This is a genomic window from Bradyrhizobium sp. CCBAU 051011, from assembly GCF_009930815.1.
Lineage (GTDB): Bacteria > Pseudomonadota > Alphaproteobacteria > Rhizobiales > Xanthobacteraceae > Bradyrhizobium.
Map to the genome: position 1 here is coordinate 205,098 of NZ_CP022222.1, position 12,105 is coordinate 217,202.

The 12,105-nt window shown below is 60.8% G+C and carries 11 protein-coding genes, 1 tRNA gene and 1 pseudogene; 2 read left to right on the forward strand and 11 right to left on the reverse strand.

Annotated elements, in window-relative coordinates; all coding sequences use genetic code 11:
• Positions 1-541 precede the first annotated feature (541 nt).
• A complete protein-coding gene (locus tag ACH79_RS01015; protein WP_161849350.1) occupies positions 542-778 on the forward strand; it encodes a hypothetical protein in 237 nt (78 codons plus the stop codon).
• Between the two features lie 319 nt (positions 779-1,097).
• On the opposite strand, the pseudogene ACH79_RS01020 reads toward ACH79_RS01015, so the two are convergent.
• From ACH79_RS01020 to ACH79_RS01030, 3 genes and pseudogenes are all read right to left on the reverse strand, one after another.
• Positions 1,098-1,340, reverse strand: a pseudogene (locus ACH79_RS01020) (transposase); the annotation flags it as partial.
• Between the two features lie 58 nt (positions 1,341-1,398).
• Positions 1,399-1,833 (reverse strand): DUF2721 domain-containing protein, encoded by a 435-nt coding sequence (locus ACH79_RS01025; RefSeq protein ID WP_161849351.1) that lies wholly within the window; start codon positions 1,831-1,833, stop codon positions 1,399-1,401.
• 136 nt (positions 1,834-1,969) lie between these two features.
• Positions 1,970-2,989 (reverse strand): transporter, encoded by a 1,020-nt coding sequence (locus ACH79_RS01030; protein WP_161856158.1) that lies wholly within the window; start codon positions 2,987-2,989, stop codon positions 1,970-1,972.
• A 160-nt stretch (positions 2,990-3,149) separates the two neighbouring features.
• Between ACH79_RS01030 and ACH79_RS01035 the strand changes: the two genes are divergently transcribed.
• Entirely contained in the window at positions 3,150-3,440 is a 291-nt protein-coding gene (locus ACH79_RS01035; protein WP_161849352.1) for a hypothetical protein, read from the forward strand.
• 147 nt (positions 3,441-3,587) lie between these two features.
• Here ACH79_RS01035 and ACH79_RS01040 read toward each other — a convergent pair whose 3' ends face one another.
• The 8 genes from ACH79_RS01040 to ACH79_RS01075 form a co-directional block, all read right to left on the reverse strand.
• Positions 3,588-3,884 carry a S9 family peptidase gene (locus ACH79_RS01040; protein ID WP_246738786.1) on the reverse strand — a complete coding sequence of 99 codons (297 nt, stop codon included), beginning with the start codon at positions 3,882-3,884 and terminating at the stop codon, positions 3,588-3,590.
• A 444-nt stretch (positions 3,885-4,328) separates the two neighbouring features.
• A tRNA-Lys gene (locus ACH79_RS01045) sits at positions 4,329-4,404 on the reverse strand.
• Between the two features lie 175 nt (positions 4,405-4,579).
• Positions 4,580-5,170, reverse strand: coding sequence for a Spy/CpxP family protein refolding chaperone (locus tag ACH79_RS01050; protein WP_161849354.1), 591 nt, complete (start codon positions 5,168-5,170; stop codon positions 4,580-4,582).
• A 132-nt stretch (positions 5,171-5,302) separates the two neighbouring features.
• On the reverse strand, positions 5,303-6,628 hold the full coding sequence (locus ACH79_RS01055) for a TRAP transporter large permease (protein WP_161849355.1): 1,326 nt from the start codon (positions 6,626-6,628) through the stop codon (positions 5,303-5,305).
• Positions 6,625-7,200 (reverse strand): TRAP transporter small permease, encoded by a 576-nt coding sequence (locus tag ACH79_RS01060; protein ID WP_161856159.1) that lies wholly within the window; start codon positions 7,198-7,200, stop codon positions 6,625-6,627. Before ACH79_RS01060 ends, ACH79_RS01055 begins: the two co-directional genes overlap by 4 nt.
• Before the next feature lie 180 nt (positions 7,201-7,380).
• Complete coding sequence (locus ACH79_RS01065) at positions 7,381-8,382, reverse strand: TRAP transporter substrate-binding protein (RefSeq protein ID WP_161849356.1); 1,002 nt, start codon at positions 8,380-8,382, stop codon at positions 7,381-7,383.
• 1,118 nt (positions 8,383-9,500) lie between these two features.
• Positions 9,501-10,109 (reverse strand): hypothetical protein, encoded by a 609-nt coding sequence (locus tag ACH79_RS01070; RefSeq protein WP_161849357.1) that lies wholly within the window; start codon positions 10,107-10,109, stop codon positions 9,501-9,503.
• A 425-nt stretch (positions 10,110-10,534) separates the two neighbouring features.
• A complete protein-coding gene (locus tag ACH79_RS01075) occupies positions 10,535-12,094 on the reverse strand; it encodes a 2-isopropylmalate synthase (RefSeq protein ID WP_161849358.1) in 1,560 nt (519 codons plus the stop codon).
• Positions 12,095-12,105: the final 11 nt, after the last annotated feature.

A 12,105-nucleotide genomic window follows, 5' to 3' on the forward strand; every position in this document is an offset into this window, starting at 1 on the left:
CCGGTGAACGGACATTCTCAGGGTAGGCGGGCATGTCTCAAAGGTGCCAACAGCCGACATGGCAAAAAGAGACCGCTAACTGAGGCGTCCTTTACGTTGGCGCTTGCAGTTGTCCGCGAAGCCATGCGTTCGTTCTGAGGGACTTCATCGGGTCGATTAGTAGTTCGGACACAGTCTGATGGACCTGTTTACACGCAGGGCATTCGAACGTTCGGATATCGAAGCCAATAGGGCCGGGGGTAACCCGCGCCAGCACAGTTTTTGTTTGGCAGGTGGAGCAAAGTGGTCGCCGCAGTGTGAGCATGATGCTTCGCCTTAGATCAGGCGAGAGCGTTACAGAACTCTCAGTCACCGGTAGATACCGAGGGGGCGGTGATGGAACCACCATCGAACTTCCGCTCTCCCGCCGCTGGTCAATTTTGCTCATTATCGAAAAGTTAATGTATTGGTCGAAGCCAAATCAAACTAGAGGCCGCCAACTCAGCGGCCTTGCTATCGGAACAATGCTGTCTGGAAGAGCTTGGCAAACTGGAGGTTGCCAATGCCGCGCTACTTTTTTGATGTTGAGGACGGGCACAGGCTTTTTGATGCATCAGGCTTTGTCTGCGAAGACGATACCGATGCAATAATCAGGGCTACGGTGCTTGCCATAGGCGTTTCACTCGATAAGCCTGAAGACGATCCTGAGCGCCGCATAGCTATAATCAACGATGCGGGGCGTGAGATTGGCACCGTGCCCGTATATTCCAAGCCTTCATACGGAAATCCGGCCAAATAAGGTGGTGCCATCGGCGCTTGCAGTTGACCGCGAGGCCACCCGTTTGTTCTCGGGGATTCATCAGATCAACCAGATCGGCCACCACCTTGTCGGCGTCCCTGGCATTGCCTTGGCTCATGGTAGGCTCGGCATAGCCGGTTGCAGCTAACCAATGTCCGCTTTGCTGCGCATTACGGACTCAACTCGGACATCGAGCTAGGTCCGAAAAGTGCCGATTTTGTTGCAAAAGTCGGCTGCTACAGATGGATCGGTAGGCCATTTCGCTAAGGGCGACCGGCTTTGATCCGCCGGCTCAGACGCTCTCTACGCAACTCTAACGCTACGCGATGCACATAGCCCGAGCGGGTGGTGGACGAGCGACCAGCGACGCGAGCCGCCGCAGGTTCTGGGCGATGGCAGCAAGAACAAACTCGTCTTGGGCGCCTCGTGGTCCACGCAGTCGAAGCCGACCGAGCTTCAGGATACGCTTCAAGTGTGCGAACCGCATCTCGATCTTCTTGCGCTCACGTCGTGACTTCTCAAAGTCTTCGGTGTCAGCAAACGACCGGGCAACGTCTCGGGCGTGTCGGCGCGGGCTGCCTCCGGCCAAAAGGGTGATGGTGCGACGAAGGCGTCACCCGTCAGGCGTAATGATCGAGTTCGCCCAGCGCGATGCGCACCTCCCGGGCAAAATCGACCAGCGAGATTGTGAAAGCGCCCAGCGAAATCAGGAAGAAGAGGGCCACCCCCCGCTCATGCTGGAGCTGAAAGAACGCAGTTACAAACGCCACGATAACAAGAAGCGTCACCGAAATGCTGGCGACGACCGCCCAGAAGATTGCCCGGTTCAGCATCGCCGCCCGCCGCATCAGGCGTGGTAGATCGACCTTGAGCCGGGATCGGACGGTGTCGTGATCCGGTATCCCGTTCAGGACCACAGTGCGGTCGAGGATTCGGTTCTGGCGGGAAATCAGCACGGCGATGAAGGCTGCCAGTGCGCCCAGCAGGAACGCGGGCGCTGCCGCCTGCGAAATTACCTGCGATAGCTGGCTGACGGACGGCGTATCTGGATACATTGGATCCTTGCCCGCGATGCTCACAAAATAGGCCGGTCACGATGCGGCGCGTCGGGCGTCACGGTGCTGGTCGGAGCCATCGGAGAGATCGCGAACGTCTCCCGAGAACGATCGACCCGCCCCAGCCGCTCCGATCCTAATATTTTCTGACGATGGGTTTGGTTGTCGGAGGCGCGCCGGGCGCTGGCGGCGAGATGGCGAAGGTGACCCAGGTATTCCAGCCACTGGGACGATTCTCTGCGGCAAACTCTCCGTAAGCCTTGAGATTGAGATAGCCCTGCATGTCGCCGACCGGAAAAAGAAATCCGATCTGGGGACCGACGCCAACCACCTGGGACTGGAAGCAGCCGACGCGGTTGCCTGAACCGCTGTCACAGCCGAGCTCCTTGTAGACATAGCCCACGAGGCCAACCATGACCTGCTTCGACAGGAACTGCGACGCACCCCAGTCGAAGTGCATGTCGACGCCGCTCTGATACTGCGTCGCAGGATTCTCGAAATTGTAGGTGAAGCCGAGCACGCCGGAGAATTCGTGGCCGGTCTGCGGATTGAAATAGGTGTAGCCTCCGCCGGCGTCGATCGCGCCGTGTCCGATGCCCAGATTTGACAAGCGCGTGGACTGGTAAGCGCCAACCGGGATGTCGCCTGTGATGTAGGTCATGTAGTTGTGGACGCCGGCGTTCCAGCACAATGCGAATTGCGGGATCAGATCCCCAAAACCCCATGTCGTGTCGCTGATGCTCTCGGACCGCGCGAAGGGAACGTTGCCGAAAGGTGTCGTGAGCACGCCTGACAAGGTCCCCGCCAGGCTGGTGCCGACGACGCCATAAGCTCCTATGAGGGACACCGACGCCTGGCCGCCGAGAACCGGCGTCGCGAATACATAGGTCGGGATCACAAAGCCAAGATTGCCGGTGGCGTTGAGGCTCAAATTCAGATTTGCATTTAAGGTAAGGTTGGCCGGAACCCTGCCGAGCGTGAATTCGCGCGAACGCGCGACGTCAGCGCCGGCGGAGACGGAGGTGTGGTAGTAGATGTTCGCTAGCGACCAACCCGGCTGCTGCGGCGTGGCCGCCAAGCTTCCAAAGAATCCGGGGACCCAGAAGCTGATGCCGTTTTCGTCGGCGTGTGCCACGCCGGGAAGGGCGGCCAGCATCACAATCGATAGGCCGGCACCTTTATATTTGAGGAGGGCGTTGAGTCCTTCTCGATTGAATGGTTTGCGCGCCATCTGCTTGCTCCCAATGCCTGGAGATCACAGTGATCAACCCGAGATTGACATGGATTGAATATCTCGTCGCAAGCCATCGCTCTGCGTGAGCGCCGCCGAGCTGCAGCATGGGCCGCGCGCCGCGCTATCGTCGCGCACGCCGGTTGTCATGATGCGCCTCATGGATGAAACGGCTGTTACGGTGGACGCGCTGGCAGAAGAATTGCGCGAGCAGGAGATCGCGCTGCATCTATGCGGCGGACCGCATGGCTCGCTGCCCTGGCTGGCCGAGGATGACCCCGCCACCGACCCGATCACCATGCTCGTTCCGGCCTATCGGATGATCGAACAGCCGCGCGCGCCTGCGGATTCGACCCGGATCGTCCCCCTCGCCTGAGCAAGATTACCGAGACGTTTTGACGGCTGACTGACCGCTGGCTGCCGACCGAAAGCTGGAGCGCCGCCGCACGCTGCAGGTGAAGTCGAAGCTGTTATGCCCATCGAGCGGATAGTGTCGATTCCTTCGTAGCTCCATCGACAAGCTCTATCTGACGCAGTCGTCCGGAGGTATTTTCCCGGCAAAGCGGTCAGTCATCCAGTTCACCGCCGCCATCGTGCTCGCTTGCGCGGCGCGTCCGTGCCCGATACCGGGCAGAATGACCATCCTGACCTTGCTGCCCGCCTTGCACAGCTTTTCCATGTAGGCCTGGGTAATCGCGGGCCGGATGATCTGGTCATTGGTTCCCTGCGCTAGAAAGATGGGGATCTCAGAGGAGAGCACGCCGGTGCTGTCCTGTTCGAGAAGTGAGCGCCACGGTTCGGCCTTGGTCGGATCTTGCACCGTCAAAAAATATTGCTCGAGTGGCCTCCCTGTTCTAAGACGATGGTCTCAGGCCTCGTTTTCCGGCGGGATCACGCGCACCGTAGATCTCGTACGCCACTGCCATGGATTACCGAAAAGAAAGACCTTCGCTATTTGCGTGATGTGGTGAAGGAAATTATCCGGTCCGCCGGTCTCCGAGAAGAACTGTCATTCACCTCGTTCCGCCACGGCGGCTTTACAGAGGGAGCCGACAGCGACCTCACGGATGCTGAATTGCGCGCAGCGGGGCGGCACCGGTCCTCAAGGCAGCTCCCGACATATGCGAAGCGCACACGCAAGCAGCTCATTTCGGGCACGAAGAAGCGTCGGGAGGAGCGAACAAAGGCAGCCGGTTTGTCGGAATAGCCGCTGACCGCCTGTCGGAATGGCCGCTTCGCGAGGTCCCTAAGTTCTTGAAAGGCTTGGTGGGCGCACCAGGGCTCGAACCTGGGACCCGCTGATTAAGAGTCAGCTGCTCTACCAACTGAGCTATGCGCCCGGACGCTCTAGGTCCGGAAAACCTTTGCGAGGGGCGTCGTTTAGCAAAGCGATCCCGGGATGTCCAGCAAGCCGGCTGAAGTTTTCCCGGGCTTTGGCGGCTTTCCGGAATGGCGAAAAGCCGCTGGATTTCAGCGGCTTCTGCGGATGTTCGGATGAGGGCCCGGCCGGGGCCGTCAGAGCCGCTCGGGGCCGCCCCGGTCCGGACCACCATCCCGGTCATAACGGTCGCGGTCATAGCCCCGATGGCGGTCAAAGTCGCGATCCCTGCCCATTTCGCGCTCGAACCGGTGGTGGCGCCAGCCTTCCCGGCCGCCGAACCGGTCCATCCGGGTCAGGACGGCAAGCCGGCGCTTCTGGCCGTCATCCAGCGTCTTGTAGAGCGGGTCGGCCGCATCCGCGATCTTCTTCATGGCTGCCGCCGAGGCGGCCATGGTCTCGGCCCGGTCACGCAGCCGCGCCACCGGATCGTCCGGCTTCTGCTGGCTGGAATCGTCCCGAGACGCATTCATCCGCGCGTTGGCGCGATCGATCCTGAGCTTGGCGAACTCCCTGACCGCGGCCTCGACCGGCGGCCACAGCTTTTCCTGCTCGGCCGAGAGTTTGAGGCCGGCATGGACGGCCGCGATCCGCGCGTCGGCGTAAGCCGCCCGGTCTTCCGGGCTCATCCGCATATGGCCATAGCCCCAATGGCGGTGCTGGGCGTAGACGGCGGTGGAGCCGGCGATGGCAAGAACCGCAACCGCTGCGATGGCGAACTTCCTCATGCGAACCTCCTGTGAAAGGTTGCCTGAAGATGAGCCTGCCCCGGCCTGTGTTCAACTTAAGGATTGGCAAGACCGGCCTCCCTTACCAAGATGTAATGCGCCCTCCGTTTGATCCAGTGCAATGCGGCATGACTAGAGCATGCCGAGCGTCCGCGGCAGCCACAGCGACAATTCCGGGATGTAGGTGATCAGGCCGAGGAAGACCAGCAGCGTGATCAGCCAGGGCAGCACCGCGATCGACAGTTCGGTGATGCCCATCTTGGCGATGCCGGAGGCGACATAGAGATTTAATCCGACCGGCGGATGACACATGCCGATCTCCATGTTGACCACGATGATGATGCCGAAATGGACCGGATCGATACCGAGCTTGACCGCGATCGGATAAAGGATCGGCGCCATGATCAGCACGATCGATGACGGCTCCATCACGTTGCCCGCGAGCAGTAGCAGCAGGTTCACGACCAGGAGGAAGGTGATCCAGTTGATACCGCTGCCGGTGATCCAGTTGGACATCGCCTGCGGGATCTGTTCGCTCGTCATCAGGAACGAGAACAGCACCGCGTTGGTCACGATGTAGAGGATCATCGCGCTCATGTTCGCGGAGACGAGCAGGACCTTTGGCACGTCCTTCCACTTCAGGTCCTTGTAGATGAACATCTCGATCAGGAAGGCGTAGACCGCGCTCATCGCGGCGGCTTCCGTCGGCGTGAACCAGCCGGCATAGATGCCGCCCAGCACCACGACGATGAGAGAAACGCCCCAGAACGAGTCGATGAAGGCGCGGAACGCCTCACCCCAGGAAGCCTTCTCGACCCGCGGGATGTTGTTCTTCCACGCGCGATACCACGTGGTCGAGGACAGCATGATGGCCAGGATCACGCCCGGCACCATCCCGGCCATGAACAATTGCCCGACCGAGGCGGAGCCGACCTTCTCGCCGTTCGGGCCGAGGTAAACGGCGCCGCTGGTGGCGACCGAATAGATCACCATGATGATCGAGGGCGGGATCAGGTTGCCGAGCGCGCCGCCGGTGACGATCACGCCGGCGGCAAAGCGCCGGGGATAGCCGACCTGCAACATGGCGGGCAGCATGATCGAGCCGATGGCAACCACGGTCGCGGGCGACGATCCCGACACGGCCGAAAACAGCGCCGCCGACATGGTGGCGGCAATGCCGAGGCCGCCGGGCCAATGGCCGATCATGGTCCGCGCGAATGCGATCATTCTTCGCGCGACGCCGCCATGGGTGAGGAAGTTGCCGGCAAGGATGAAGAACGGGATCGCCATGATCTCGAACTTCTCGATGCCGGTGAACAGTTTTAGCGCCACCGATTCGATCGGCACCGTCGTGAAAGTGAACAGGAACGTCAGCACGGTGAGGCCGAGCGCAATCGAGATCGGCATGCCCGTCAGCATCAGCGCGACGAGCAGCCCGAAGATGATCGCGGCGGTCATCGGGCGATCCCCCCGGCGCCGACCCCGGGCGCTTCGACTTCGACGCCCTCAACCTGGGTTTCGTCGTGATGCGGCAGATGACCGGTGCGCCAGAAATTCCAGGCAACCTGCAGGAAGCGGAAGCACATCAAATAGGAGCCGAGCGGGACACAGAGATAGATGATCCAGATCGGCAGTTCGAGGTCGGGCGAGACCTGGTCGGTGTAGTAGAGCCCATGGACGAACTTTGCGCCCATCGTTCCCACCACCGCGGTGAACAGCGCGCCGCACAACAGGCCGAACAGCACCGTGCCCTTGCGGATCGGCGGATTGAGCTTGTTCACCAGCACGTCGACGCCGACATGGATGCCGGTGCGCACGCCATACGCGGCGCCGAATTTCGCCATCCACACGAACATGTAGATGCAAACCTCCTGCGCCCAGGACAGGTTGATTGGGAACAGGAGGTCGTAGAGGAAGGGAACGCCGACCAGATAGCGATGCATCACCGCAACGAAGATGATCAGGGTCGCGGCTGCGATCAGCACCGTGATCAGCAGTTCCTCAAGCCGGTCGAGGATGCGAAGCAGTATCAATGTTTCCCCCTACTCTGTCCCCTCGTCATGCCCGGGCTTGTCCCGGGCATCCATGTCTAGCTGCATCGCTGCAAGGAAGACGTGGATGGCCGGGACAAGCCCGGCCATGACGAAGAGTGAATTGCCGCCCCAATGACAACTCGATCGTCCGGACGCTTCCCGAATGTTACGCGCCGCTCAGTTGGTCGCGCCCCTCGTCTCCTTCAGGAATTCGTCGATCAAGGGCTGGCCGACGCGGTTTGCGACGTCCTTGTAGACCGGATCCATCGCCTTGCGCATGGCGGCGTCCTGCTCCGGCGTCAGCGTGATGATCTCGCTCTTGCCGGTCTTCTTGATGTCGGCGAGCGCGTCGTCGTTTTCCTTGGCCGACTGGCCGTTGCCGTATTCGGTCGCTTCCTTCATCGCCTTTTCGCACTGTGCGCGAATATCCGCCGGCAGGCCGTCCCAGAACTTCTTGTTGGTAACCACCACATAACCGATGTAACCGTGGTTGGTGTGGGTGATGTACTTCTGCACCTCGTGCATTTTCTGGGTGTAGATGTTCGACCAGGTATTCTCCTGCCCGTCGACCACGCCAGTTTGCAGCGCCTGATACACTTCAGAGAACGCCATCACCTGCGGGATCACGCCAAGCGTGCGGAACTGCGCTTCCAGCACCTTCGACGACTGGATGCGGAATTTCAGTCCCTTGTAGTCAGCGGGCGCCACCAGCTTCTTGTTGGCGCTCATCTGCTTGAAGCCGTTGTCCCAATAGGCAAGACCGATCATGCCCTTCGGCTCCAGCAGCTTCAGGAGCTTGGTACCAAGCGGACCGTCAGTCACTTTCCGCAGCGTCTTCAGATCGGGAAGGATGTAGGGAAGATCGAACACCTCGAATTCCTTCACCCCGATCGGCCCGAACTTCGAGTTCGAGGGCGCCAGCATCTGCACCGCACCGAGTTGCAGCGCTTCCAGCTCTTCCTTGTCCTTGTAGAGCTGCGAGTTCGGATAGACTTCGACCTTGACCTTGCCCTGGGTATACTTCTCGGCCAGTTCCTTGAACTTCTCGGCCGCCAGCCCCTTCGGCGTATTGGTGGCCACCACGTGGCTGAACTTGATCACGATCGGCGATTGCGCCGCAGCAGGTCCAGCCAAAGTCAGCGCCGCGATCGATGCCGCGGCCAAAATCAGCTTGCGCATGTTTCCTCCCGTTATTGTCCCGGAGCTCGCGACGCGGCTCCGATGCTTGCATGCCAGATGCATCAATATAGACAAGCCGGCCGAATTGCCATTGCCCGTTAGAAGGGGCCTGCTCTCCGGCTTTGCTGCGTTGCAAAATCAGCTACCCTCCTTTCTTCTATGCCATCGGCACCGGAGGATCGTGCTGGCCCCGCGCACGCCGTGTCCAATAAACCTTCGCTATGTCTGCTTTCCTCGTAACGAAAGGCTCCGGGGACTTTCTCATCCGTCATTGCGAGCGCAGCGAAGCAATCCATCTTTCCGCGCACGAGGTGACAATGGATTGCTTCGCGGAGCCTGTTATCGGGCGGCGCTTCGCGCCGACCCGTTGGCTCGCAATGACGTGGATATAGCTTCGCGATCTCGCGACATGTTTTGCCCAAGGTTTGCATTTACTTCGTCCCGCCCCCTCATTTAGAGGGCGCAGGGAAGACCGGGTGCTTGCTGCACCCGAGGTCTCGTGTGCCGTTGCGCATAAGGAAAAACGCACACGAGCATACAGGTACAGCGGAAACACTCCGGCCTTCCCTGCGCAATGGCTTTACGGCTTACTTCGTGCTCTCCCCGGAGAACGGCTCTTTTGCCTCCGTCATCCCTGAGAAGCTTCGCTTCTTAAGGACTTAACGCCAGCACCGCGGCGTCCGAACCACACGACTTCGCCGCTCCCGTCACGTACGTCGTCGTGACATCAGCGTCCATCGCATCTCACCGCGCGTTCGTGACGATCGCGAAGCGCCCCTCATCTGCGGAAGACGGGCGGAGTTATGCGACTGATTTGGGTGAGAACGAAAGCGGAATATTTTTGATTCCTGGCCTTGACACGATTTCTGAAAATCAGAAGTGATTTGCATTCGGGTTATCTTGTCGCAGTTGCGTATCGAGATTGCGCTTGCGCGTTCGCAGTTTCGTAGGGTGGGCAAAGCGAAGCGTGCCCACCATCGAAAAACGCGCCAGATGATGGATGGTGGGCACGTCGCTAGCGCTCCTTTGCCCACCCTACGCGCTGGATGGCACGGCCCGGACCACCAGGGCCGCGCAAAGACGCATCAGCGGGGCTCGGATTATGGCGGCGGTGATGCTCATCGGGTTTTTATCGCCGCGCAGAACTGTTCCGTGACCGCCGTCATTTCCTCGGTGACGTTCCAGCCGTTCGTCTCGGCGTTTTCCTTGGCCAACTTTTGCTCGTTCTGAAGCATCTTTTTGATGAGCGCGTACGGTTTCCAGTCGGCCTTGGACAGCTTGACGGGGGGCGCACCGCAGACGTTATGGGCAATCGCTTTCTGCACACTGGTGCTGATGTCGCTCATGTGGTCCTCGACCACGGCGGTGAAGCGCGCCTTGGCGTATTGGCTGTTGGCTGCGATGAAGTCCTTGCAGAAGGCGACCCGTTGACCTGCGTCGCGGGCCTTGATGTAGGCAGTCCGCGTTTCGTAATGCACGCGGTAGGCGAGTTTGTTGGCGTTCGGGTCGGATTTCACCGCTTCGAGCATGGCGCGGTGGTCACCCGAAGTGGCGTCATTGATCCTGAGGTCACATACTTTGGCGAGGGAGGCGACCGGAACGTAGGCCCGCACCTTGGCTTCCAAGGCCTCGTTGGCGCGCGCAACCGGTGCGAACAGGCTGGCGGCGATTGCGAAAGCAGCGAGACAGCGTTTCATTGGTGACATGCTCCGATCACCGAACAGCAAGCGGCGGCGTTGGGATCGCGGTGACCGACCGCACACACCAGCGCGGCGACCCAGCCACGAAGCTTCCAGCCCAGAAAACGGGCTGAGCAACTTATTGCGCGAATTCCTTGGGCGGCTGTCGAGCGCCCATCTTGATCTGGATCATGGTTCCGCTGCGTGACCGAGACGGCAGGCCGCAAACCCGGTGTCCGCCGTCAAGGATGGCGACGACAACCTTCGCAGGCATCAGTCTGCGATGCCGATGGGTATCGCTTCCGCCTTCGCTCGTTGAGCTACGGCGGACAAGTCGCTCCACCCATCCTAAAACTAGTCGGGGCGGCGCACCAGATCGCTCCAGAAATTTCGCTAGCCTTCGCGTGTTCAACGAAAAAACGCGGCGCCTTGCAGCACCGCGTTTTCGTTGGTCCGTCGATGGGCGAGAACCGTCAGCCCGCCGCCTGCGCCGGCATGTCGCGCTGGCGCTTCATGACGATCTTGTTGAGCGCGCCGAGATAGGCCTTTGCGGAGGCGACCAGCGTATCCGGATCCGCGGCGCGTGCCGTCATGGAGCGGCCCTCATGCGAGAGCCGCACCGAGACTTCGGCCTGCGCGTCGGTGCCTTCGGTGACGGCGTGGACCTGATACAACTCCAGCTTGGCCTCGTGCGGCACCAGCGCCTTGATGCAGTTGAAGACGGCATCGACCGGACCGTTGCCTTCGGCTTCCTCGATCTTCACCTGGCCATCGACGTCGAGTTTCATGGTGGCGCGCTGCGGACCATGCGTGCCGGCAATGACGGTCAGCGAGGTCAGCTTGATGCGGTCGTGGGACGCCGCCATTTCCTCGTCGACCAGCGCCTCGATATCCTCGTCGTAGATGTCCTTCTTGCGGTCGGCCAGCGCCTTCATCCGCGCAAAGGCATCTTCGAGCTGGTTCGGTCCGAGCTTGTAGCCCATCTCTTCCAGCTTGTGCACGAAGGCATGCCGTCCGGAATGCTTGCCCAGCACCAGCGACGACTGCTTCAGGCCGACCATTTCGGGACGCATGATCTCGTAGGTGGAGGCGTCCTTCAGCACGCCGTCCTGATGGATGCCGCTTTCATGCGCAAAGGCGTTACGACCGACGATCGCCTTGTTGTACTGCACCGGGAACGAGGTTGCCGCCGATACCAGCTTCGAGGCGCGCGTCAACTGCGTGGTGTCGATCTTGTTCCACCACGGGAATTTGTCGTTGCGCACGTTGATCGCCATCACGATCTCTTCCAGCGCGGCATTGCCGGCCCGCTCGCCGATGCCGTTGACGGTGCATTCGACCTGGCGCGCGCCGCCGGCGATGCCGGCCAGCGAGTTCGCGACCGCCATGCCGAGATCGTTATGGCAGTGGACGGAGAAGATCGCCTTGTCGGAGTTCGGCACGCGCTCGATCAGCGTGCGCATGAAATGGGTGTATTCCTCCGGCACGGTATAGCCGACGGTGTCGGGGATGTTGACCGTGGTGGCGCCGGCCTTGATGACGGCCTCGACGATGCGGCAGAGGAAATCCATCTCGCTGCGGGTGCCGTCCTCCGCCGACCATTCGACGTCGTCGATCTGGTTGCGGGCGCGGGTGACGTTGGCGATCGAGAGCTCCACCACCTGCTCCGGCGTCATGTTCAGCTTGACGCGCATGTGCAGCGGCGAAGTCGCGATCACGGTGTGGACGCGGCCGCGTCTTGCAAACTTCACCGCCTCGGCGCAGCGGTCGATGTCCTTCGGGTGGGCGCGCGACAGGCCGGCGATGACGGCGTTCTTGGAACGGCGGGCGATCTCGCTGACCGCCTGGAAGTCCCCCTCCGAGGTGATCGGGAAGCCGGCCTCGATGACGTCGACGCCCATGTCGTCCAGCATCTCGGCGACTTCGAGCTTTTCCTCGTAGGTCATGGTCGCGCCCGGGCACTGCTCGCCGTCACGCAGCGTGGTGTCGAAAATGATGACGCGGTCCTTCTCGGACTTGTTGGCGGTGGTCATGGTTCTGTATT